The 23,769-nt window shown below is 65.1% G+C and carries 19 protein-coding genes, 1 tRNA gene and 2 riboswitches; of the genes, 8 read left to right on the forward strand and 12 right to left on the reverse strand.

Features of this window, described 5'->3' with window-relative positions; translation table 11 throughout:
- Nucleotide 1: 1 nt before the first annotated feature.
- From mrdA to CFP68_RS13045, 5 genes are all read right to left on the reverse strand, one after another.
- Nucleotides 2-1,945 carry a penicillin-binding protein 2 gene (gene mrdA, locus CFP68_RS13025; RefSeq protein WP_099827384.1) on the reverse strand — a complete coding sequence of 648 codons (1,944 nt, stop codon included), beginning with the start codon at nucleotides 1,943-1,945 and terminating at the stop codon, nucleotides 2-4.
- Complete coding sequence (locus CFP68_RS13030) at nucleotides 1,942-2,481, reverse strand: rod shape-determining protein MreD (RefSeq protein WP_099827385.1); 540 nt, start codon at nucleotides 2,479-2,481, stop codon at nucleotides 1,942-1,944. Before CFP68_RS13030 ends, mrdA begins: the two co-directional genes overlap by 4 nt.
- Nucleotides 2,474-3,382 (reverse strand): rod shape-determining protein MreC, encoded by a 909-nt coding sequence (mreC, locus tag CFP68_RS13035; protein ID WP_099827386.1) that lies wholly within the window; start codon nucleotides 3,380-3,382, stop codon nucleotides 2,474-2,476. The genes CFP68_RS13030 and mreC overlap by 8 nt, the downstream gene beginning before the upstream one ends.
- A 34-nt stretch (nucleotides 3,383-3,416) precedes the next feature.
- A complete protein-coding gene (locus CFP68_RS13040; protein ID WP_099827387.1) occupies nucleotides 3,417-4,454 on the reverse strand; it encodes a rod shape-determining protein in 1,038 nt (345 codons plus the stop codon).
- Between the two features lie 347 nt (nucleotides 4,455-4,801).
- On the reverse strand, nucleotides 4,802-6,370 hold the full coding sequence (locus tag CFP68_RS13045; protein WP_099827388.1) for a 2-isopropylmalate synthase: 1,569 nt from the start codon (nucleotides 6,368-6,370) through the stop codon (nucleotides 4,802-4,804).
- 430 nt (nucleotides 6,371-6,800) lie between these two features.
- Here CFP68_RS13045 and CFP68_RS13050 point away from each other — a divergent pair, with 430 nt between their 5' ends.
- Together CFP68_RS13050 and CFP68_RS13055 are read left to right on the forward strand one after the other, a co-directional pair.
- Nucleotides 6,801-7,460, forward strand: a complete 660-nt coding sequence (locus CFP68_RS13050) for an SDR family oxidoreductase (RefSeq protein ID WP_099827389.1) — start codon at nucleotides 6,801-6,803, stop codon at nucleotides 7,458-7,460.
- Entirely contained in the window at nucleotides 7,454-8,980 is a 1,527-nt protein-coding gene (locus tag CFP68_RS13055) for a cryptochrome/photolyase family protein (protein WP_099827390.1), read from the forward strand. Before CFP68_RS13050 ends, CFP68_RS13055 begins: the two co-directional genes overlap by 7 nt.
- Before the next feature lie 80 nt (nucleotides 8,981-9,060).
- Here the strand turns inward: CFP68_RS13055 and CFP68_RS13060 are convergent, their stop codons facing one another.
- Complete coding sequence (locus CFP68_RS13060) at nucleotides 9,061-10,449, reverse strand: MORN repeat-containing protein (protein ID WP_241524096.1); 1,389 nt, start codon at nucleotides 10,447-10,449, stop codon at nucleotides 9,061-9,063.
- 211 nt (nucleotides 10,450-10,660) lie between these two features.
- On the opposite strand from CFP68_RS13060, the gene CFP68_RS13065 reads away from it, so the two are divergent.
- The gene (locus CFP68_RS13065) at nucleotides 10,661-12,325 is read left to right on the forward strand and encodes an NAD+ synthase (protein WP_099827525.1); all 1,665 of its coding nucleotides are present in this window, start codon (nucleotides 10,661-10,663) and stop codon (nucleotides 12,323-12,325) included.
- Nucleotides 12,326-12,508: 183 nt separating this feature from the next.
- Here CFP68_RS13065 and CFP68_RS13070 read toward each other — a convergent pair whose 3' ends face one another.
- Complete coding sequence (locus CFP68_RS13070) at nucleotides 12,509-13,450, reverse strand: MBL fold metallo-hydrolase (RefSeq protein ID WP_099827392.1); 942 nt, start codon at nucleotides 13,448-13,450, stop codon at nucleotides 12,509-12,511.
- A gap of 83 nt (nucleotides 13,451-13,533) precedes the next feature.
- Nucleotides 13,534-13,938, reverse strand: a complete 405-nt coding sequence (locus CFP68_RS13075) for a metallopeptidase family protein (RefSeq protein WP_099827393.1) — start codon at nucleotides 13,936-13,938, stop codon at nucleotides 13,534-13,536.
- Between the two features lie 153 nt (nucleotides 13,939-14,091).
- Here CFP68_RS13075 and gltX point away from each other — a divergent pair, with 153 nt between their 5' ends.
- The gene (gltX, locus tag CFP68_RS13080) at nucleotides 14,092-15,411 is read left to right on the forward strand and encodes a glutamate--tRNA ligase (RefSeq protein WP_099827526.1); all 1,320 of its coding nucleotides are present in this window, start codon (nucleotides 14,092-14,094) and stop codon (nucleotides 15,409-15,411) included.
- Nucleotides 15,412-15,465: 54 nt separating this feature from the next.
- Here the strand turns inward: gltX and CFP68_RS13085 are convergent, their stop codons facing one another.
- On the reverse strand, nucleotides 15,466-16,029 hold the full coding sequence (locus CFP68_RS13085) for a gamma-glutamylcyclotransferase family protein (RefSeq protein ID WP_099827527.1): 564 nt from the start codon (nucleotides 16,027-16,029) through the stop codon (nucleotides 15,466-15,468).
- A gap of 83 nt (nucleotides 16,030-16,112) precedes the next feature.
- A riboswitch (glycine riboswitch) is annotated at nucleotides 16,113-16,210 on the forward strand.
- Between the two features lies 1 nt (nucleotide 16,211).
- Nucleotides 16,212-16,277, forward strand: a riboswitch (glycine riboswitch).
- A gap of 83 nt (nucleotides 16,278-16,360) precedes the next feature.
- Between CFP68_RS13085 and gcvT the strand changes: the two genes are divergently transcribed.
- From gcvT to gcvP, 3 genes are all read left to right on the forward strand, one after another.
- Entirely contained in the window at nucleotides 16,361-17,491 is a 1,131-nt protein-coding gene (gene gcvT, locus CFP68_RS13090) for a glycine cleavage system aminomethyltransferase GcvT (protein ID WP_099827394.1), read from the forward strand.
- Nucleotides 17,492-17,512: 21 nt separating this feature from the next.
- Entirely contained in the window at nucleotides 17,513-17,872 is a 360-nt protein-coding gene (gcvH, locus tag CFP68_RS13095) for a glycine cleavage system protein GcvH (protein WP_099827395.1), read from the forward strand.
- Between the two features lie 154 nt (nucleotides 17,873-18,026).
- The gene (gene gcvP, locus CFP68_RS13100) at nucleotides 18,027-20,873 is read left to right on the forward strand and encodes an aminomethyl-transferring glycine dehydrogenase (RefSeq protein WP_099827396.1); all 2,847 of its coding nucleotides are present in this window, start codon (nucleotides 18,027-18,029) and stop codon (nucleotides 20,871-20,873) included.
- On the opposite strand, the gene CFP68_RS13105 is transcribed toward gcvP, so the two are convergent.
- Entirely contained in the window at nucleotides 20,852-22,138 is a 1,287-nt protein-coding gene (locus CFP68_RS13105) for a DUF2254 domain-containing protein (protein ID WP_158234173.1), read from the reverse strand. The two genes, gcvP and CFP68_RS13105, sit on opposite strands and share 22 nt — an antisense overlap.
- A gap of 106 nt (nucleotides 22,139-22,244) precedes the next feature.
- Here CFP68_RS13105 and CFP68_RS13110 point away from each other — a divergent pair.
- Nucleotides 22,245-22,320, forward strand: a tRNA-Ala gene (locus CFP68_RS13110).
- 65 nt (nucleotides 22,321-22,385) lie between these two features.
- Here CFP68_RS13110 and CFP68_RS13115 read toward each other — a convergent pair.
- On the reverse strand, nucleotides 22,386-23,504 hold the full coding sequence (locus CFP68_RS13115) for a tyrosine-type recombinase/integrase (protein WP_145953452.1): 1,119 nt from the start codon (nucleotides 23,502-23,504) through the stop codon (nucleotides 22,386-22,388).
- On the reverse strand, nucleotides 23,485-23,766 hold the full coding sequence (locus tag CFP68_RS18270; RefSeq protein ID WP_158234174.1) for a helix-turn-helix transcriptional regulator: 282 nt from the start codon (nucleotides 23,764-23,766) through the stop codon (nucleotides 23,485-23,487). Before CFP68_RS18270 ends, CFP68_RS13115 begins: the two co-directional genes overlap by 20 nt.
- Nucleotides 23,767-23,769 lie beyond the last annotated feature (3 nt).

Consider the following 23,769-nt stretch of genomic DNA (forward strand, 5'->3'; position numbering starts at 1 on the left):
CTCAGGCCCGGTCGCGACCGGGTTGCGCGGCGCTTTCGCGCAGCTCCAGCTTGGCGAATTGCGCGCGGATCCGGGCGCGCTGTGACGACGGATAGGCGTCGAGCGGGGGGATGCCGCCATGCATGGCATAGAGCAGGATGTCGCGCGCCAGCGGTCCCGCCACCGACGATCCGCCGCCGCCGTGTTCGACGACCACGGCCGCCGCATGGGTCGGGTTCTCGTAGGGGGCGTAGGCGACGAACAAGGCGTGGTCGCGCCGCTCCCACGGCAGGTCGGCGTTGCTGGTCACGCCGCGCGCGCGCTCGGCCACCGTGATGTTGCGGACCTGGCTGGTGCCGGACTTGCCCGCGATGCGCTGGTTGTCGGCGTCGATGCGCACCGAATATCCGGTGCCGCGCCGGGTGTTCGTCACGGCATACATGCCCCGGCGCACCATGCGCAGGTGGTTTTCGTTGAAGCCCAGCGGCGTGTCGCCCTCGATCGGCGTCTCGACCCCGTCGACCGACTTGATCAGCCGCGGCATGACCGAGGTGCCCGAGGCCAAGCGCGCCGTCATCACGGCCAGTTGCAGAGGCGAGGCCAGCACATAGCCCTGGCCGATCGAGGCGTTCAGCGAATCGCCGATCCGCCATTCGGCGTCATAGCGTTCGCGTTTCCACGCCTTGTCGGGCATGATGCCGGAGGTGACCGCCGACATCGGGATATCGAACCGTTCGCCAAAGCCGAACCGGCGCGCGGTTTCGGCGATCTTGTCGATCCCCACCTTCTGGGCCAGCTCGTAATAGTAGACGTCGCAGGATTGCTGCAGGCTTTTCTCAAGGTTCACATAGCCATGGCCGCCGCGTTTCCAGCAGTGGAACCGCCGGTCGCCGACCTTGCTGAAGCCGGGACAGTATTCGGTATCTTCCGGCCCCATGACGCCCGCATCCAATGCCGCCAGCGTCACCATCATCTTGAAGGTCGATCCGGGCGGATAGGCGCCCTGGACCGACTTGTTGGCCAGCGGGCGATAGATGTTTTCGGTCAACGCCTTGTAATCGGGCACGGAAATGCCGCGCACGAACTTGTTGGGATCGAACGTGGGGGCCGAACCGATGGCCAGCAGATCGCCGCTCTGCGGGCTCATGATGACGGCGGCGGCGCTTTCCTCGAGGCTCAGCCGGGCCTCGACGAAGTTCTGCAGGTTCGTGTCGACGGTCAGTTGCAGATTGGCGCCCGGCACACCGTTGTCACGGCTCAGCTCGCGCATGACGCGCCCGGCGGCGTTGACCTCGATCCGCTTGTTGCCGGCCTTGCCGCGCAGCTCGCGTTCATACTTGTTCTCGACGCCGGTCTTGCCGATCTGGAACTTGGGAATCTGAAGCAGGGGGTCCTTGTCCTCGATCCGCGACAGGTCGTAATCGCTGACCGGGCCGACATACCCGACGATATGCGAAAAATCCGGACCCAGCGGATAATGACGTGTCAGACCGACATCGGGGATGATGCCGGGCAGGGCGGGGGCGTTGACGGCGACGGTCGCGATATCTTCCCACGACCTCTGGTCGGTCAGGGTGACCGGCACGAAGGCGCTGCGCCGGTTCATCTCGCGCAGCGAGCGTTCCAGCTCGTCTGGATCGAGATAGATCAGCTGGCGCAGCCGGTCGATCACGGCGTCGACGTCGCCGGCATCCTCGCGCACGATGACGATGCGATAGTTCTGGGTATTCTCGGCCACGGGAATGCCGCCGCGATCGAAGATCAGACCGCGCGCCGGGGCGATCAGACGCATGTTGATGCGGTTCTCTTCGGCCAGCAGGCGGAATTCGTCGGCCTGTTCGACCTGCATCTGGCGCATCCGCCAACCCAGAACGCCCATCATTCCAAGCTGGAGCGATCCCAGCACCATGCCGCGCCGGGTGATCCGGCGCACCGAGGTTTCGGTATCCTTCGGTGAACGTTTCATGCCCGATACCTCATCGCTTCGATCGCGCCGGGGGCCGGTCGCTGCACGCCCAGCGCATAGCGCGACACCAGGGCGACCACGGGATAGAACGCCACCGAAATGACCATCTGAAGCGCAGCCATCGCGAAGGGAGGCTGCGGCACCAGAAAGACGGCAAGGATCGCGGCGTTGGCCATGGTCATGAAACTCAATGTGGCGCCGACCATGAACCATTCAACCAGGAACGGCTGCTCCTGGGCCAGAACGGCGCGGTTGCGCAGAAATTCGAACCCGATCAGCACCAGCGCGGTCCACAGGCCCAGCGGGCGCAGGAACACGATATCACAAAACAGCGTCACCAGCGCCACCAGGAACGCCGGGATGTAATCAGGCCGACGCAGCACCCAGGCAAAGGCCAGAAGGGTCAGGATGTCGGGGCCGGGCACATGGGTGTCGCCCAGGCCGAACGGCAACAGATGCACGAAGACGACGGCCACCATCATCAGGACGTAAAGACCGCGGTAGAGTGCGCGCTTGCGCGACTGGGGGTCAACCATCGCCGCCCCCGGTGGTGATCTGGGTTATCGGGGCAACCGGGCGATCGGGCACCACCAGGGTGCCGGGGTCGTCGACCTGTTCGCCCGCGTGGCTGCGCAGCACCCGCAGAAACTCCAGACGCTCGGTGTCGGCCGCAAGACGCACCCGCAACAGCCGGTCGGCCCCCTGGACGACCTGACCCACCAGAAGACCGGCAGGGAACACCCCGCCGTCGCCTGAACTGATGACACGGTCACCGGGGCGGACGGTTTCCGGCGCTTCGAGGAAATCCAAGAGGGGCAGGGCGGTGTTGTCGCCCGCCAGGATCGATCGCTGGCCCGAGGGCTGGATCGTCACCGGAATGCGGCTGTTGTTGTCCGACAGCAGGATCACCCGCGACGAGCTTTCGCCGACGCCGGAAATCCGCCCCACAAGGCCCAAGCCGTCGGTGGTGGCCCAGCCGTTGCGGATGCCGTCGCGCGCGCCCACGTTCAGCAGCACCGACTGGCGGAAGGGCGAGCCCGAATCGGCCAGCACAACGCCGGTGATGAAGGTCAGCGACGGATCCAGCCGCACCTTGTTCAGATCCAGCAGCTTGGCGTTCTGCTGCTCAAGCTGAAGCGCCGCTTCCTTCCAGGCCTTCATCTGTCGCAGCTCGCGGCGCAACTCCTGATTCTGTTCATAGATCCGCGTATAGCTCTGAAAGTCGGCGGCCATGCCCGCGATCTTGGTCACCGGAACCAGCGCCCATTCGAACGACGGCACGACGCGATCGACGATCTGCGCGCGCAGGCGTTCGGCGCGCGGGCTGTCGATCCGCCAGAACAGGAAGATCGCGAGGCACAGGAAGATCAGACCGCTGACCAGAATCCGGCGGATCGGGCGAACGTATTCGTCGCTGGTGCCTCTGTCGCGTGCCATGGTTCGGTTCCGTTGCGTGGCGGATGGCCGCCACTCAGCTGTCGTAGTCTATCACATGCGCCAGCTGTTTTTCGTATTCCAGCGCCTTGCCCGTGCCCAGTGCCACGCAGTTCAGGGATTCGTCGGCCACGGAAACGGCCAGCCCGGTCTGCTCGCGCAGCGCCAGATCCAGATCGCCAAGAAGCGCGCCGCCCCCGGTCAGCATCACGCCCCGGTCGACGATATCGGCCGCCAGATCCGGCGGCGTCGCCTCGAGCGCGCTCATCACCGCCTCGCAGATCGCCTGAACCGGTTCGGCCAGCGCCTCGGCCACCTGGGCCTGGTTGATCTCGGTTTCCTTCGGGACACCGTTCAACAGATCGCGCCCCCGGATCATCAGGGCCGCCCCGCGTCCGTCGTCGGGCATCCGCGAGGTGCCGATGGTGGTCTTGATCCGTTCGGCGGTGGATTCGCCGATCAGCAGGTTATGCTGGCGCCGCAGATAGCTGATGATCGCCTCGTCCATCCGGTCGCCGCCGACCCGCACGCTGCGCGCATAGACGATATCGCCCAGCGACAGCACGGCGACTTCGGTCGTGCCGCCACCGATGTCCACGACCATGTTGCCGGTTGGATCGGTGATCGGCATCCCGGCGCCGATCGCCGCCGCGATCGGTTCAGCAATCAGCCCGGCCCGCCGCGCGCCGGCCGACAGGACCGACTGACGGATCGCGCGCTTTTCCACTGGCGTCGCGCCGTGGGGAACGCAGACGATGATCTTGGGCTTGGAAAAGGTCGTGCGCTTGTGAACCTTGCGGATGAAATGCTTGATCATTTCCTCGGCCACGTCGAAATCGGCAATGACGCCCTCGCGCATCGGCCGGATCGCCATGATCGAACCGGGCGTGCGCCCCAGCATCAGCTTGGCGTCCTCGCCGACGGCCAGGACCTGCTTGCGCCCGTCCTTGATATGGTAGGCGACGACCGAAGGTTCGTTCAGCACGATCCCCTTGCCCTTGATATAGACCAGCGTGTTCGCGGTCCCGAGGTCGATCGCCATGTCGGACGAAAACAGACCGGTTAGACTTCCCATCGCGTCACCCTTTGCGTGGTGGTGTTATTCCCTGCGACTCCACCCCGGCGCAGGTCCGACCGCCTTATAGGGACAGGGGCGGGAACGCGAAAGGCTTCGGCCGGTAAATTCGGCACGATCCCGCGCGGCGTCGGCGACATGGCGCGGATCGCGCGGGGGGCGTGATGAACGGAATGTCCGAATATGAATGTCCTTGGCGCGAACATACAGTTCGATTTCCGTCAGATTGCGGCGCCTGTGAAATTCTGCTGTTGGCCCCGCCTTGACGCAATCGTGAAAGAATTAATTCTGTTCCGCCCCCAGGCATGGTCAGGGCGGCCCGCAAACCGGACCGCCCCAGGCAAGGGTCAGCCGACATCCTTATAGCTGACGCCCTTCACATCCGCGTCTGGCCCGGACATGGCGCGGCGCACCATCAGCCGGTTCAATGCGGCGACATAGGCCCGCGCGGACGCCACGACGGTATCGGTGTCGGCGGATTCGCCGGTCACGATGCGCCCGTCTTCCTCAAGGCGGACGGTGACGGTGGCCTGGGCGTCGGTGCCTTCGGTGACGGCATGGACCTGATACAGTTGCAGGTGCGCGTCATGACTCACCAACTCCTTGATCGCCTTGAACGCGGCGTCCACGGGTCCGTCGCCGGTGGCGGTGACCTGATGATCCTCGCCATCGATGGTCAGGATCAGATCGGCCGACTGCGGCGCCTCGGTGCCACAGATGACGCGCAGGAACTTGACCGAGATGGTGTTGTCCACGGCCCCGGCCTGCACCCGCATCAACGCCTCGAGATCCTCGTCATAGACCTCCTTCTTGCGATCGGCCAAGGCCTTGAACCGCACGAACACGTCGTTAAGCTGGTTGTCGGCCAACTCGAATCCCAACTCTTTCAGCTTCGAGCGCAAGGCCGCGCGGCCCGAATGCTTGCCCATGACGATGTTCGTCTCTTTCAGGCCGACATCCGCCGGGCGCATGATCTCGAACGTCTCGGCGTTCTTCAGCATCCCGTCCTGGTGGATGCCCGATTCGTGCGCGAAGGCGTTCTTGCCGACGATGGCCTTGTTGAACTGCACCGGAAAGCCCGACACGGTCGCCACGCGGCGCGAGATGTGCATGATCTTGGTGCTGTCCACGCCGGTCTGCCACGGCATGATGTCGCTGCGCACCTTCAGGGCCATCACGACCTCTTCCAGTGCGGTGTTGCCCGCACGTTCGCCCAACCCGTTGATCGTGCATTCGATCTGGCGCGCGCCGCCGGCCACGGCGGCCAGCGAGTTGGCCGTCGCCATGCCCAGGTCGTTGTGGCAATGGGTGGCAAAGATCACCCCGTCGGCGCCCGGCACCTCGGCGATCAGGCGACGGATCAGGTCGGCGGATTCCACCGGTGCGGTATAGCCCACGGTATCGGGGATGTTGATCGTGCTCGCCCCGGCCTTGATGGCGATTTCGACCGTGCGCAACAGGTATTCCCATTCGGTGCGCGTCGCATCCATGGGCGACCATTGCACGTTGTCGCACAGGTTGCGCGCGTGGGTGACGGTCTGTTCGATCCGCTCGGCCATCTCGTCCATGGTCAGGTTCGGGATCGCGCGGTGCAGGGGCGAAGTGCCGATGAACGTATGGATGCGCGGCGAGCGGGCGTGTTTCACCGCCTCCCAGCACCGGTCGATGTCTTTCAGGTTCGCCCGCGCCAGACCGCAGATCGTGGCGTCCTTTGCCCGGCGCGCGATCTCGCTGACCGCTTCGAAGTCGCCTTCGGACGCGATGGGAAACCCGGCTTCGATGATGTCCACGCCCATCTCGTCCAGCAGCTCGGCGATTTCCAGCTTCTCGGCATGGCTCATGGTGGCGCCGGGGGATTGTTCGCCGTCGCGCAACGTGGTGTCGAAGATGAATACGCGGTTGTCGTCATGGCTCATCGTGAAGCCTCCTTCGAAAATGGTTTCCCTGCGCTGTCGGCGCGCCGGGGTGCGGGGGCGTTGCCCGCCTGTCTGATGATGTGGCCGGACCGATCAGGGATGCGCAAGCTGCCCGGAGGCGGCTGTGCGGTCCTGCTGATGCGTATGTCCATGGAATGTCCTGTGGCCGATCTGCGGGTCCGGCGCTGTCCACACTGAGCGGCCGCGCCGGAGGGCACGCTCAGGGCAGGCTAAGCAGCAGCAGACCGCGCAGGCCGAAGTCGCCGAAACAGGCGAAATCACGACCGGTCGCCGGACGGGCGCAAGAAGGCGTGATCTGGGCGCGGTGTTCCATGGGGCGACTATACGCGGGCCGCGACAAAAGAAAACCCCCGATTGACGTGGCGTGCCGCCCCCCTAGCTGACCTTTGAACCATTTGGGAGTGGATGCATGAGAGCCTTGGTCATCGGAGCGTCGGGCGGCATCGGTCGCGCCATTGTCGAGACGTTGAAATCGCGCGATGCCGACGTCACCGCCCTGTCGCGGCGCGACGACGGACTCGACGTCACCGACGAGGCCAGCGTGAAACACCACGTCGACGCCCTCGACGGCACGTTCGATCTGATCTTCGTGGCCACCGGGGCGTTGGTGGTGGAGGGCTACCAGCCCGAAAAGTCGCTCAAATCGGTAAGCGCGGAAGGTCTGGCCGGGCAATTCGCGGTCAATGCCATCGGTCCCGCGCTGATCCTGAAACACGCGGTGCCGCTGATCCCGCGCGACCGGCGCGCGGTTTTTGCTGCGCTGTCGGCGCGGGTCGGCTCCATCGGCGACAACGCCATGGGCGGTTGGTATGGCTACCGCGCGGCCAAGGCCGCGCTGAACCAGCTGATCCACGGGGGCGCCATCGAGTTGTCGCGCTCGCACCGTCACGCCATCGCCGTCTGTCTGCACCCCGGCACCGTGGCGACCGATTTCACCGCCGATTACCCCGGTCACGACAAGGTCACGCCGGCCGAAGCCGCACGGAACCTGCTGGATGTCTGTGATGGCCTGACCACCGAAAACACCGGCGGCTTTTACGATTACGCCGCGCGCGAGATCCCGTGGTGAGCCGCCTGATCCTGATCCTGGGCGATCAGCTCTCGCCCGACATCGCGGCACTGAAAGCGGCCGAACCGGACGACGTGATCGTCATGGCCGAAGTGTCGGCCGAAGCGACGTATGTGGCGCACCACCCCAAGAAGATCGCCTTCCTGTTCGCCGCCATGCGCAAGTTCGCGGCGAAGTTGCGCGAAGATGGCTGGACGGTTGCCTATACCATGCTCGACGATACCGAAAACTCCGGCTCGATCGGCGGCGAAGTCTTGCGCCGCGCGGACCAGTATGGCGCGGGCGAGGTCATCATCACCGAACCCGGCGAATGGCGGCTGATCGAGGCGCTGAACGATCTGCCGCTGACGGTCCAGATGCTGGGCGACGACCGGTTTCTTGCCTCGCACGCCGATTTCGAAGAATGGGCCGACGGGCGCAAGGAGTTGCGGATGGAGTATTTCTATCGCGACATGCGCCGGCGCACGGGCCTGTTGATGGACGGCGACGACCCGGCCGGCGGCAAGTGGAATTTCGATCACGACAACCGCAAACCGGCCCCCGGCACGGTGGATTTCGGCGGCCCGATGCAGTTCACCCCCGATGAGACGGTCACCGAGGTGCTTGACCTCGTGCAGGCCCGCTTCGCCGACAACTTCGGCGATCTGCATCCGTTCTGGTTCGCCACCGACCGCACCCAGGCCCGCCGCGCCCTGACCCATTTCGTCAACAATGCCCTGCCGAAGTTCGGCGATTATCAGGATGCCATGCTCAGCGATGAACGGTTCCTTTATCACGCCGTCATCTCGATGTATCTGAACGCCGGCCTGCTGCACTGGCGCGAGATCTGCGAGGCGGCTGAACAGGCATGGAAAGACGGCGCCGCCCCGATCAATGCCGTCGAAGGCTTCATCCGCCAGATCATCGGCTGGCGCGAATACATGCGCGGCATCTATTTCCGCGAGGGGCCCGGGTATACCCGCCGCAACGCGCTCAACCATCAACGCAAGCTGCCGGCGATGTTCTGGGGCGGCGAGACAAGGATGCATTGTGTCGCGCGCACCGTCGCGCAGACCCGGGCCGAGGCCTACGCGCACCACATCCAGCGCCTGATGATCACCGGCAACTTCGCCCTGCTGGCCGGGATCGACCCGCACGAGGTGCATGAATGGTATCTGGCGGTCTATGCCGACGCCTATGAATGGGTCGAGGCGCCCAACGTCATCGGGATGAGCCAGTTTGCCGATGGCGGCATCGTCGGCTCGAAACCCTACGTGTCTTCGGGCAATTACATCGCGAAGATGTCGGACTACTGCAAATCCTGCGCCTACAAGGTCAAGGACAAGACCGGCGAGAACGCCTGTCCCTTCAATTTGCTCTATTGGGCGTTCCTGGATCGCCACCGCGATCGCTTTGTGAAAAATCCCCGCATGTCACAGATGTATGCGACCTGGGACCGGATGGACCAGGACAAGCGCGACACCGTTCTGGCCGAAGCCGACGCCTGGCTTGGCCGCCTGTCTGCCGGTGACCCGGTCTGAGCAGGGCAGGGCGCGCGGTTTTTTCTTGCCCGAAATACTCGCGCCGCAGGCGCCGCGCGTCAGCGCGGCACGGCGTTGCCCTATTCTGCGGTGGCTTCCGATGTGATCTGGTCGCTCAGCACACCTGATTCCCATTCGCCGCTGGCCTCTTCGCCGGTGGCATAGCGGATCGTGCCTTCGCCCTGACGCTTGCCGGCGACGAAGCTTCCTTCATAGACGTCGCCGTTGGCATAGGTCGCGACGCCCGTGCCGGAAATCTCGCCGTCCTGCCATTCGCCGACATAGCTGAAGCCGTCGGGCATGGTGATCTTGCCCTGGCCGCTGCGTTCGCCCTCGACGAAGCCGCCTTCATAGACGGTGCCATCGGGATAGGTGGCGATGCCTTCGCCGTGGCGCTGGCCATCCTTCCAGCCGCCGACATAGGTATAGCCGTCCGGATAGGTCATGGTGCCCTGGCCGTCGTTCTTCGCGTCCTTGAACCCGCCCTCGTAGACCGGGCCATTGGCATAGGTGGCGATGCCTTCGCCCTCGATCACGCCCTGCACCCAGCCGCCTTCATAGGTGCTGCCGTCGGGATAGGTGATCTTGCCGGTGCCGTCGGCCAGATCGCCGCGGAACTGGCCCTCGTAGACCGAGCCGTCGGGATAGGTGACGGTGCCTTGCCCCTCGATCCGCCCGGCGACCCAATCGCCGGTATAGGTATATCCGTCGGTGCCGGTGAAGGTGCCCTTGCCCTCGCGCCGGTCGCCGCTGAAGGCACCGACATAGGTGTCGCCGTTGGCATAGGTGACCTTGCCTTCGCCCTCGCGCTCTCCGGCGACCAGGGTGCCTTCGTAGACGTCGCCGTTGGGCTGGGTCAGCACGCCGGTGCCGCTGATCTCTCCGTTCTGCCAGCCGCCGACATAGGTCAGGCCGTCGGGCATGGTCAGCGTGCCCTCGCCGTGGCGCTTGCCGTCCGCCAGGGCGCCTTCGTAGATCGCGCCGTCGGGATAGATGATCGTGCCGCGGCCTTCCTTTTCGCCGTCGACCCAGGCGCCGTCATAGACGTATCCGTTCGGGCTGGTCATGCGGCCGATGCCGTGGTGCTGGGCGTTGCGGAAGCCGCCCTCGTAGGTGACGCCGTTGGCATAGGTGGCGATGCCTTCGCCCTCGATCTTGCCGTCGACCCAATCGCCCTCGTAGGTGCCGCCGTCGGCAAAGGTGATCTTGCCGACGCCTTCGGGTTTGCCCTTGGCGAAGGCGCCCTCATAGATCGATCCGTTCGGAAACCGGGCGGTGCCCTGGCCGCGGATCTCGCCGTCGACCCAGTCGCCGGTGTATTCATAGCCGTTGGGCAGGCGGTAAGTGCCGGTGCCGTTCTGACGGCCGTCCGTGAACGTGCCTTCATAGACGCCGCCGTCGTCGTATTGCTTGGTCTGCACCTCGCCCGGATCCTGCGCGACCGCCGGGTGGGCGGCGATCAGTGCCAAAGCGGCCGCTGCGCCGAAAAGCGCGGCCCGCGCGCTGGGTCTGCCGGTTGCCTTGATCTTCACGTCTGCCCCCATTCCGATATAACGCCGGATACCGCGAACCTACCCGTGGCCCCGTTCCGTCGCAACGCTTTTTGGCTTTCGGGGGTGCCTTGGGCGCTTTCCATTCCCGGCGTCTCTGCTAGATCGGGCACCAATGAAAGGATCCCGCATGTCCGATACCTTCCGCCTGACCCTGGCACAGATGAATCCCACGGTGGGCGATATCGCCGGAAATGCCGCCCTGGCGCGCCGCGCCTGGGAGGCGGGGCGCGACGCGGGCGCCGATCTGGTCGCGCTGCCCGAGATGTTCATCACCGGCTACAATGCGCAGGACCTGGTGATGAAACCCGCGTTCCACCAGCACGCCATTGCCGAGATCGAACGCCTGGCGGCCGAGTGCGCCGACGGCCCCGCCCTGGCCATCGGCGGGCCGTGGATCGAGGGCGCGTCGCTGTTCAACGCCTATTTCATCTGCAAGGGCGGCAAGATCGCGTCGCGCGTCCTGAAGCATGAACTGCCCAACGAGACGGTGTTCGACGAGGTGCGGGTGTTCGACGCCGGCCCCCTCGGCGGGCCGTATTCCGTCGGTGACGTGCGGATCGGCTCGCCGATCTGCGAGGATGCGTGGCATCCCGACGTGGCCGAAACCCTGGCCGAGACGGGGGCCGAATTTCTTCTGGTGCCGAACGGATCGCCCTATTACCGCGGCAAGCTGGAAACCCGGCTGAACCACATGGTGGCGCGGGTGGTCGAGACGGGCCTGCCGCTGATCTATCTGAACATGGTGGGCGGTCAGGACGACCAGGTGTTCGACGGCGGATCCTTCGGGCTGAACCCCGGCGGCGAGCTGGCGTTCCGCCTGCCTCTGTTCGACGAGGAGATCGCCCATGTCGATCTGGAACGCGGCGCCGACGGCTGGCGCATCGCCCCCGGCCCCGAGGCGCCGGTGCCGGACGAATGGGAACAGGATTACCGCGTCATGGTCACGGCCCTGCGCGATTACATGGCCAAGAGCGGGTTCAAAAAGGTGTTGCTGGGTCTGTCGGGGGGCATCGATTCCGCCATCGTCGCGGTGATCGCCGCCGATGCGCTTGGCCCCGAGAACGTGCGCTGCGTGATGCTGCCTTCGGAATACACCTCGCAGGGGTCGCTGGACGACGCGAAGGCGGTGGCCGAGGCGCTGGGCTGTCGATACGACTTCGTGCCGATTACCGACGGGCGCGCCGCGATCACCGAGACGCTGGCGCCGCTGTTCGAGGGGCTTGAGCCGGGGCTGACCGAGGAGAACATCCAGTCACGCCTGCGTGGTCTGCTGCTGATGGCGATGTCCAACAAGTTCGGCGAGATGTTGCTGACCACCGGCAACAAGTCCGAGGTCGCGGTGGGATACGCCACGATCTATGGCGACATGGCCGGGGGGTACAACCCGATCAAGGATCTCTACAAGACCCGCGTGTTCGAGACCTGCCGCTGGCGCAACGTCAACCACCGGCCGTGGATGATGGGGCCGGCCGGCGAGGTCATGCCGCCCCGTCTCATCGACAAGCCGCCCTCGGCCGAATTGCGCGCCGATCAGAAGGACGAGGATTCGCTGCCGGCCTATCCGGTGCTGGATGCGATCCTCGAGCAATTGATCGACCGGGATGGCAGCGTCGAGGACCTTGTCGTCGCAGGGTTCGAGCGGGACGTGGTAAAGAAGGTCGAACAGCTGATCTATACGTCGGAATACAAGCGGTTCCAGTCCGCGCCGGGTGCGCGACTGACCAAGGGGTCGTTCTGGCTGGATCGGCGCTATCCCATCGTCAACCACTGGCGTGATCCGGGCGGGGTCTGATCCGGCGGAGCGCCTGCGGCGCATTCCATGTGCCCTGCGGGCGGATTGGCGCGCGCGGCCGCGATTGTGCCAGGCGGTGAACAATGTGCGGGGTGCAGCCGTTGATGCCTCCGGCGGGAGTATTTCGGTCAATGAGAAGGGGGCGCTTGGCCTGGGGCATTGCCCGGCCAAGCGGTTTCGGATTCAGGCGTTTTTCAACCGCATCTGGTAGGTTTCGGGCACGTAGTGGAAGCCATCGCCGCGGGTTTCGACGAATCCGAGGCCCGGAAACGGCATATGGTAGCCCACAAGAGGAATGCGGTCGGCGGCCACCATATCCAGCACCTTGCGACGGGTTTCGGCGGCTTTTGCCTTGTCCATGTCGAAGGTGACCTCCCAATCGGGATGGGCCAGGGACCAGACGTAGTGGTTTGCCGTATCCGCCATCAGCAGCAGGCGGTCGCCATCGGATTCGAGGTGATAGACCATGTGGCCTGGCGTGTGGCCGAACGCGGCCATCGCGGTGATGCCGGACACCGGGCTGTCGCCGTCGCCGATGAAGCTGAACCGGTCGGCCAGCGGTGCGACCTTGGTCTTGAACGTGTCGTTGTCCGTCTTTGACCAATGGTCGAATTCGGTCTGGCCGGTCACGTAGGTGGCATCGGGGAATGTCGGTGTGCCGTCTTTCATCAACCCGCCGATGTGGTCGCCGTGCATGTGGGTGATGACCACGGTGGTGATGTCGCCGGGGGCATAACCCGCTGCGGCCAAGGCGGCCGTCATGCCGTCGGAATCGGCGCCGGTGTCGAACAGGACGACCTGATCGCCGGTCTTCACGACCGTGGGGGTGAAGAAGAACTGGGCGATGTCGTCGGGGATGAACGCCTGTTTCGAGGCGGCGGCGAAATCTTCGTCCGAGACGTTCAGGCCGAAGATCTTGTGCGGATCGGGCACGGCGCGGGTGCCGGCCAGCAGGGTCGAAACGGCCATGTCACCGATGGCAAAGCCGTTGTGAAGCGGCGCCGGCGTGGCGGTCTGCGTGTCGGTCGCCGCCCTGGCCGTGCCGGCAAGCGCGGCGGTAAGGGGCAGCGCGGCCCCTGCCATCAGGGCCGTGCGACGGGTGAGGGTCGAGGTGAGTGCGGTCATTGGAATCTCCCTTTCGCGTGTGCTTTCGAACTAGTGCGCTTTGCGGAGGCATCCAGTGGCGGGCGGGGGGCGTCGCTTCGGGGTCATTCCCACCAGCGGTCGATGCTTGCGATATCGTCGTCGGACCAGCCGAGGTGATGGGCCAGTTCGTGAACGTAGATGTGGGTCACGAGGTCGGAAAGCTCGATATCGCCACGGTCGCACCATTCGTCCAGGATCGGCCGGCGGAACAGCCAGATCGTGTCGGGCGCGCCCGGTTGATCGAAGGACGATTTCTCGGTCAGGGGGATGCCGTCGTACAGGCCGGTCAGGGCGAAGGGATCCGTATCCTCGAATTCGCGCAGCACATGGTCGGGGGCGAAATCCACCACCTGTATCGCCACGTCGCGGGCGGCCTGCGCGAACGGTGCGGGCAGGGAGGCGCGGGCCGTCTCGGCCAGTCGTTCGATCGCGGCAAGGTCGGGGGGAAGCCTGTGGTCCTGGGTCATGGGCCGAGTATCCGTTCGCGCCGCGCCCGGCACAAGGGGGATCCGGGGGAGGCGCCCCTCCGCCGGCGGCGCATGACGGCGCGACCCCGCCGCGCGGCTTTTCTGGACAACGCCGCCGGCATGTGGAAAGCAAACGGCCAACAGGAGAACGCCATGACCGTCACACGTTTCGCCCCATCGCCCACCGGGTTCATCCATATCGGCAACCTGCGCACCGCGCTGTTCAACTGGATGATCGCGAGGAAGGCCGGCGGCACCTTCATCCTGCGGCTGGACGACACCGACCGCGAGCGCAGCAAGCAGGAATATGCCGACGGCATCCAGGAAGACCTGGAATGGCTGGGCCTGACCTGGGACCGGATCGAGCGGCAGTCCGAGCGGTTGGACCGATACCATGCGGCGGCGGACGAGCTGCGCGCCAAGGGGCGGTTCTATGAGGCGTTCGAGACCCCGACCGAACTGGACCTGAAGCGCAAGAAGCAGCTGAACATGGGCCGCCCGCCCGTCTATGACCGCGCCGCGCTGGCGCTGTCGGACGACGACAAGGCCGGATTGCGTGCCGAACGCGACCCGCATTGGCGGTTCCTGCTGAACCAGGAGCGGATCGAATGGGCCGACGGTATCCTTGGTGACATTTCCATCGATGCGGCCAGTGTCAGCGACCCGGTGCTGATCCGCGGCGATGGTCAGGTGCTGTATACGCTGGCGTCGGTGGTGGACGATACAGAAATGGGCGTCACGCACATCGTGCGCGGATCGGATCACGTCACCAACACGGCGACGCAGATCCAGATCATCGAGGCGCTGGGCGGCCAGCAGCCCGCCTTTGCGCACCATTCGCTGTTGACCGGCCCCCAGGGCGAGGCGCTGTCGAAACGGCTGGGTACGCTGTCGTTGCGTGATTTCCGCGCCGCCGGGATCGAGCCCATGGCGCTGCTGTCGCTGATGGCGCGGCTGGGATCATCGCAGCCGATCGAGTTGCGGTCGAACCATGACGAATTGATCGAAGGTTTCGACATCTCGCAGTTCGGGTCGGCCCCCACCAAGTTCGACGCCGAGGATCTGAAGCCGCTGACGGCGCGCACCGTGGCCGCGATGCCGTTCGAGCGGGTGAAGGGCGAAATCGCCGCGCTGGGCGTGCCGGATGCCATCGCGCCGCAGTTCTGGGATGTGGTCCACGACAACATTGCCACCCGCGCCGACATGGCCGAATGGTGGACGCTGTTTCGTGATGGCGGCGTGGCGGTGGTGGCGGACGAGGACCGCGACTTCGTGGCGCAGGCGTTCGGGATGCTGCCGCCCTGGCCTTATGACCGGAACACCTGGGGCGCCTGGACCGGCGCGGTCAAGGACGCGACCGGGCGCAAGGGCAAGGGATTGTTCATGCCGCTGCGCCTGGCCGTGACAGGCCGTGCGCGAGGGCCGGAAATGGCTGACGTGATGGCGTTGCTGCAACGCGCGCCGCACCTGTAACGCGGCCGCGACGCGGGCGGGGGCCGCCTCAGGCGACAGGATCGTGGCGCCGCATCAGGCGGCGACGATCTGAACCCCGGTTTGCGCAAGGTGGCCATCGACCAGCGCGGTTTCATCGGCGCTCAGCGTCTGATGACGCGGATAGATGGGGCGCGTGCGGTCGTTCAGGATCGGCGCGTGCCAACCATCGGTGGTGGCAAAGAACCGCGCGACGCCGTCGGGGCCGTATTCGCGGTAGAACCCCTGAACCACCACGTCGACATAGCTGAGCAGGATCGGTCGCGGCTCGGTCGGTGCGGCGTGGCGTTCGGGCGGCATGGAATAGACGGCGACCTCGGGCAGGCGCGATGCCAGCACATCCACCGCATCGCTGGACACCCGGTCGTATCCCCGTTCGCGCAGATCCAGCGCCTGCCAGTTCGCGCCCGGCACCTCGGCGACAAGGCCGTCGATCGTGTCGCCGGCGCTGGGGACTGCGGTCAGGAACGCGCTCTGCGAAAATTGCGTGTGACGCCATTCGCGGCGCCATCCGGTCAGGCGCGCGGGGCGCCCGTTGAGATAGCCATGGGTGGCACGATTGACGAGCGAGCCATAGCCGAAGAACAGCGGATCATTCATGGCCCAACCGATGCCGCGTGCGCGATCGGAAATCAAGTGGTCGCCGTGCCACTTGCCAAGGGCGCCGGCGATGCAGTAACGATTTCATGACAGCGGGAGAAGCCGGCGTGCCCCAGGGTGGCCGGTGCCGAAGGAGCAGCCGCCCCGGCAAACTCTCAGGCAAAAGGACCGCTGTCGCACGACACTCTGGAGAGTGGCGCCGCAGCGCCCGCCGACGGGATAATGATCTCAGGCACACGGACAGAGGGGGCATGACGGTTTCGCCACGCGGGCGGGACGAAATGCTGGTGCGTGATGCTTTGCCGCATGGCGGCGACGGGGAGAGATCGGAATGACGGAACTTCGCAAGACGGCCCTGCACGGGAAGCACGTGGAGCTGGGGGCGCGGATGGTGCCCTTTGCGGGATACGAGATGCCGGTGCAATATCCCATGGGTGTGATGAAGGAACATCTGCACTGTCGCGCCGCGGCGGGGTTGTTCGATGTGTCGCACATGGGGCAGGTGACGCTGCGCCCCCGTTCGGGCGACGTGGCGGACGCCGCCCGCGCGCTGGAACGGCTGGTGCCGGTGGATGTGCTGGGCCTGAAGGAGGGGCGCCAGCGCTATGCGATGTTCACCGACGACGGCGGCGGGATCCTTGACGACCTGATGGTGGCGAACCGGGGCGATCACCTGCTGCTGGTGGTCAATGCCGGATGCAAGGAGGCCGATATCGCCCACCTACGCGCCCATCTGACCGACGATTGCGAGATCGAGGAATTGACCGACCGCGCGCTGATCGCCCTGCAGGGACCGGCGGCCGAGGATGCGCTGGCCGGGCTGGTGCCGCAGGTGCGCGCGATGCGCTTCATGGACGTGATCACCGCCGATACGTTGTTCGGCCCGCTGTGGATTTCACGCTCGGGCTATACCGGCGAGGACGGCTTCGAGGTGTCGGTGCCCAACGCGGGTGCGGTGGGGCTGACCGAATCGCTTCTGGCGATGGACGGGGTGGAACCTATCGGGCTGGGTGCGCGCGACAGCCTGCGGCTGGAGGCCGGGTTGTGTCTCTATGGCAGCGACATCGACCGCACAACCACGCCGATCGAGGCCGGTCTGGGCTGGGCCATCCAGAAGGTCCGGCGCACGGATGGCGACCGGGCCGGGGGGTTTCCGGGGGCCGATACGATCCTGGAACAGATGCAGACAGGCGCGCCGCGCACCCGGGTCGGGCTGTCGCCCGACGGCCGCGCGCCGATGCGCGCCGGCACGCCGCTGTTCAGGGACGAGGATCAGGCAGATCCGATCGGCACGATCACCTCGGGCGCGTTCGGCCCCTCGATCGAGCGGCCGATGTCGATGGGCTATGTCACCCCCGATCTTGCCGAACCGGGCACCACCCTGTTCGCCGAGGTGCGCGGCAAGCGTTTGCCGCTGAAGGTGGTTGACCTGCCGTTCCGATCCGCCACATTCAAACGCTGAAACAAGAGTCGGAGATCCAGTATGAAATTTACCGAAGAACATGAATGGTTGCGCGTCGAAGACGATCTGGTCGTCGTCGGCATCACCGAACACGCCGCCGAGCAGTTGGGCGATCTGGTGTTCGTCGAACTGCCCGAGGAAGGCCGTGTGGTGGTCAAGGACGAAGAGGTCGTGGTGATCGAAAGCGTCAAGGCCGCGTCGGACATCATGGCGCCTGTCGACGGCGAGATCGTGGAAACCAACGACGCCCTGATCGACAACCCCTCGCTGGTCAACGAAGACGCCACCGGCAACGGCTGGTTCTTCAAGATGAAGCTGGAGGATCTGTCGGTGATGGACGACATGATGGACGAGGATGCCTATCTGAAGTTCATCTCGTAAACACCTGTTGCGAAAAGATGACCCAATGCCTCCGGCGGGAGTATTCGGATCAGTGAGAAGCCGGTATCGCACCGTTTTTTCTTGCTGAAAATACTCTTGCCGAAGGCCGAGGCGGGCGCCGCCCGTCGTTCCCTTGCTCTCGCGGAGATGCGCCATGTCGTTCGAACCCACCGACTATCGCCCCTATGACTTTGCCAATCGCCGTCACATCGGCCCGTCGCCGTCCGAGATGGACGCGATGCTGGATGTGATCGGTGCCGCGTCGCTGGACGACCTGATCGACCAGACGGTTCCCGCTTCGATCCGGCAGGCGGAGCCGCTGGAGTTCGGCAAGGCGAAATCGGAACGCGAGTTGCTGTGGCACATGAGCCAGGTGGCCAAGAAGAACCAGGTGTTCAGCTCGATGATCGGGCAGGGGTATCATGGCACCGTCACGCCGCCCGCGATCCAGCGCAACATCCTGGAAAACCCGGCATGGTACACCGCCTACACGCCCTATCAGCCCGAGATCAGCCAGGGCCGGCTCGAGGCGCTGTTGAACTATCAGACCATGGTCTGCGATCTGACCGGGCTGGACGTGGCCAACGCGTCGTTGCTGGACGAGGCGACGGCGGCCGCCGAGGCGATGACCATGGCATTGCGGTCGTCGAAATCCAAATCGCGCCGGTTCTTCGTCGATCAGGAATGTCATCCCCAGAACATCGACGTGATCCGGACGCGGGCCGAACCGCTGGAGATCGAGATCGTCGTCGGCGATCCCGTCGATCTGGACCCGGCCACGGTGTTCGGCGCGGTGTTCCAGTATCCAGGCACCCGTGGCCACGTCATGGATTTCACCAGGATCATCGCTGCGCTGCATGAAAACGGCGCCTTGGGCATCGTGATCGCCGACCCTCTCGCACTGACGCTTCTGAAGGAGCCGGGCGCCATGGGGGCCGACATCGCCGTCGGCTCGACCCAGCGATTCGGTGTGCCCATGGGATACGGCGGACCCCACGCGGCCTATATGGCGTGCAAGGATGCGCTGAAGCGGTCGATGCCGGGGCGCATTGTCGGTGTGTCGATCGATTCGCGGGGCAACAAGGCCTATCGCCTGGCGCTGCAAACCCGCGAGCAGCATATCCGCCGCGAAAAAGCGACCAGCAACGTCTGCACCGCGCAGGCGCTTCTGGCCGTGATCGCATCGTTTTATGCCGTCTTCCATGGTCCCGTCGGGCTGAAGGCCATTGCCCAGCGCATTCACCTCAAGGCCGTGCGCGTCGCCCGCGTTCTGGAGGCGCAGGGATACGAGGTGACGCCGCGCCGGTTCTTCGACACGTTCACGGTCGAGGTCGGCGCGTTGCAGGGCGCCATCCTGGACGAGGCACGCCGCCAGAAGATCAACCTGCGCCGCGTCGGCGCCACGCAGATCGGCATCACGCTGGACGAAACGACCCGCGCGGAAACGATTGAGCGGTTGTGGGATGCCTTCGGGATCCAGGGGAGGCGCGACGGCCAGAACGACGAATACCGCATTCCCGACAATCTGTTGCGCACCAGCGACTACCTGACCCATCCGGTGTTCCACATGAACCGGGCCGAGACCGAGATGATGCGCTATATGCGGCGTCTGTCGGACCGCGATCTGGCGCTGGATCGGGCGATGATTCCGCTGGGATCTTGCACGATGAAGCTGAACGCCGCCGTCGAGATGATGCCGATCACATGGCCGGAATTTTCGCAGATCCATCCCTTCGCGCCCGCCGAACAGGCCCAGGGTTACGCCGAGATGCTGGATGATCTGTCGGCCAAGCTGTGCCAGATCACGGGTTATGATGCGATGTCGTTGCAGCCCAATTCCGGCGCGCAGGGCGAATACGCGGGCCTGCTGACCATCGCGGCCTTTCACCGCGCCAATGGCGACGACAATCGCCGTGTCTGCCTGATCCCGATGAACGCCCACGGCACGAACCCCGCCTCGGCCCAGATGTGCGGCATGAAGGTCGTGGTCGTGAAATGCACGGCGCGCGGCGATATCGACGTCGAGGATTTCCGCGCCAAAGCCGAAGCCGCGGGCGATACCCTGGCCGCCTGCATGATCACGTATCCGTCGACCCACGGCGTGTTCGAGGAGACGGTCAAGGAAGTCTGCGACATCACCCACCAGCATGGCGGACAGGTCTATCTGGACGGCGCCAACCTGAACGCCATGGTCGGTCTGTCGAAACCCGGCGAGATCGGCAGCGACGTGTCGCACCTGAACCTGCACAAGACGTTCTGCATCCCCCATGGCGGGGGCGGCCCCGGCATGGGCCCCATCGGCGTCAAGGCGCACCTGGCGCCGCATCTGCCGGGTCATACCGAACAGGGCACGGCGAACGCGGTCAGCGGCGCGCCCTATGGGTCGGCGTCGATCCTGCCGATTTCGTGGGCCTATTGCCTGTTGATGGGCGGCGCGGGCCTGACGCAGGCGACGAAGGTGGCGATCCTGAACGCCAACTATATCGCCAAGCGGCTCGAGGGCGCGTTCGACGTTCTTTACAAGGGCACACAGGGGCGCGTGGCGCACGAATGCATCCTCGACACCCGTCCGTTCGAGAAATCGGCCGGCGTCACCGTGGATGACATCGCCAAGCGCCTGATCGACAACGGATTTCACGCCCCGACGATGTCGTGGCCCGTAGCCGGCACCCTGATGGTCGAGCCGACGGAAAGCGAAACCAAGGCCGAACTGGACCGGTTCTGCGATGCCATGCTGGCGATCCGCGACGAGATCAGGCAGATCGAGGACGGCAAGATCGACGGCGCCAACAACCCGCTGAAGAACGCGCCCCACACGGTCGAGGACCTGGTGGGCGACTGGGACCGTCCCTATACCCGTGAACAGGGATGTTATCCGAAGGGGGCGTTCCGGGTCGACAAGTACTGGCCGCCGGTGAACCGGGTCGACAACGTGTTCGGCGACCGCAACCTGGTCTGCACCTGTCCGCCGCTCGAGGATTACGCCGAAGCGGCGGAATAGAGGGCGTCCTTGGCGAACAACTGATCGACCCGGTTTTTCAATCGGGTCTTGTCATGGTCCAGTTCGATGGCAAGCATCGCGCGCTCCAGCGACCTTTTGCTGGTGGCGCGCGCCGCGCGACTGAGATCGTCATCGGCGCCGTCACGCGTCAGGCTGGCCAGCACATGTTGCAGGCGGATCTGCACCTCGACCATTCCGGCGCCGTCGCGTGCGATGGGATCGAAAGCGTCGCGAAACAGCGACGCGATCTTCAGCGGCGGCACGAAGATCATCGGATGAATCGGCTCGACCTCCTCGCCGTCGACGCCGTCGCGATAGCTTTCCATCAGGCGCTGATGGCGGGTCAGAACGTCGATGGCGGTGCCCGGATCGTTGATGCCGGGCGACAGCGCGCGCTGGGCGATCTCGCTCAGGACGATCAGGCCAAAGCGCGGATCCTGATCGAACCGCCGCGCGTCGTCGATGGTAAAGGCGTCGTGCACCGCGTCCTCGTCCATGTCGGCGGTGCGATGGGCGATGGGCTGACCGACGCTGACGAAACTGCCCGGTCTGGCCACCAGATACAGCGCGCCGCCCGAAGGTGTCACCAGATCGTCCAGCTTGCTCATGTCCACGTGCTGAACGTACCCCGTGCGTCGTGCCGCGATGGGCGTGCCGCGCGGCGCATGGTTCAGCGGGCTGCCCCCCATGCAGGGGTTGTTCAGCCAGGATTGCATCCCCGAAACGGCGGCCTCTTCGACCTTGCGGGTGGTTTCCACAACGCTGCCCAGGTCGGCCAGATGCGAGATCCAGCGCAGGATCGCGACGATCATTAGCGTGATCACGATCAGCGTGAAGAACAGGGTGATGGCGGCGGCGTCCCCGGCATAGACCTGGGTGCGCAGGGTGATGACCCCCACCAGCGAAAACAGGAAGGCGCCCAGGAAGGTCGCCAGCACGTTCTGCGTCGTCGTATCCTCGTTGATCAGCTGGTGCGACCGGGGCGTGACCTGTGAGCTGGCCGACTGACGTGCCGAAACCATGACCGACAGCGAGAAGATGACGACCGCCAACATCCCCGAGGCCAGGATTTCCAGCAGTTTTTCAACGGCTTCCGGTTCTATGGCCTTGGCGATCTTCTCTGGCACAAGGGGCGACAGAACACCGGATCCCGCCGCCGCGATCACGCCCAGAAGCGCGATCAGCGACGAGCGCACCCAGATCAGGCGCGACAACCGCCGCAGACGATAAAGTGTTTTCGAAAGGGCGACACGGGGCGCGGACATTGCGACAAGCCTGTTCTGGAATCTGTCCGGAAAACCATAGTGCGCCGCGAAGGTTTTGCCCATGGATCTTGACATGACGTCCGCCTTGCGCCACCTAAACGCCTGTGGGGTCGTAGCTCAGTTGGGAGAGCGCGTCGTTCGCAACGACGAGGTCGTCGGTTCGATCCCGATCGACTCCACCAAAAGACATTTGAAATCAAGCGGTTGCTATGTCTTGCGGCGGGCTGTTTGCCTGCCTGTTCCCAATTTATGCGCCGGTGTTCCCAATCTGGGGAAACAGCAGCATGGTCTCGGTGTTCATATGTTCCGCTTCTGCGCGCCTTGCGTAATGCGCGGCCATCGACTCTGATAGGTGGCCAAGCATCGATTTCACGCGGCCGATCCCGCCAAAAAGATCCGGGTTTCGCGCGACGGTCGTGGCGATCAGGGTGGCGCTGGTGCGGCGCAGTCCGTGGAAAGTGGGTTGGAAATCGTCAGGGCCGTAATCTTCGTTCCGGTGGGGACGCAGCTTCAGCCGGATCAGCTCTTTGCGCCAAGATGCCGCGAAGCCGGATGATGTCCATGGCTCGCCCAGCGAGTTCACCAGCAGCGGGCGGCGCGGATCAACCACGCCCGCCGCGCGGCGCGTTGCGCGTTCGGTGTCGGCGATAGCAAGAACCACGGGGTGCAGTGGGATCGGGACATGGCTGCCCGTCTTGCCCTGCACCACGTACCAGACGCCGCCCCGGATCACGCTGTCGCTGAAGCCGTGCAGAAGATCTCCGCGCCGCTGTCCGGTGTAGGCCGCGACTAGGGCCGGGCGAACAATATGGGGCTGACCCTGATCCATGAGGGTGGCTAGGGCATCATCAGGCCACGGCTCGCGTGGGGTGCTTTCCGTGATCTTCTCGACACCGATGCACGGGTTGGCGTCGACGAACCCGCGCGGGCGCCCCCAGCCGAACACCGCGCTGATCTCGGCCAGTCGGCGGTTGGCGGTGGCGGGGCGGTCCGACAGGCTGTCGTAGACGGCCTGTACATGGACCGGGCGGATAGCCGTCGTATCGAACTGCCCCCAGCGTTCCAGCATGAGGGCAAGGCCGTAGTCGCGGTGCCGGCGGGAATCCGGTTTGAGACGGCGGTATCGCTCGCTGTCCTTGTGCTGCCGGATCAGGGCCGTGATCGCGGTGGGGCTTTCGAATTCGTTGGGCGATATTCCGAACACGGCAATATGGGCGGCGTCATAGGCTGCGCGATACCCGGGGTCGAAGGGATGGGGCAGCGGCAACCGGGTTTCCTTGCCCTCCTTCACAACGCGAAAATAGAAATACTCTCGCGCGCCGCGCCGTTTGCGCTGGACGTATTGTTCAAGGTCCACTGCTGCCACCGCGCGACGCCTCTAGAATCGGATCGACCGGTTCACTAGGCCCGTAATTCAGCTTCTGTTCAACCTCAGACCACTTCCAGCGGTTGGACCCGCCGACGCGACGTGGCCGGGGCAGGTGCCCCTGTTTGACCCACTCGGCAACCGTGCTGGTGCTGATGTCCAGGAGTTGCGCCAAGGTGCCCGAGCTGACATAGCCAATGACGCGCGGCGTTTCGCTGACCTGGGCGGGGATGGCCATATGGACGTGGCGGGGAGTTCCCATGGG

Origin of the sequence: Oceaniglobus indicus (assembly GCF_002751875.1) — a bacterium.
GTDB classification, from domain to species: Bacteria; Pseudomonadota; Alphaproteobacteria; order Rhodobacterales; family Rhodobacteraceae; genus Oceaniglobus; species Oceaniglobus indicus.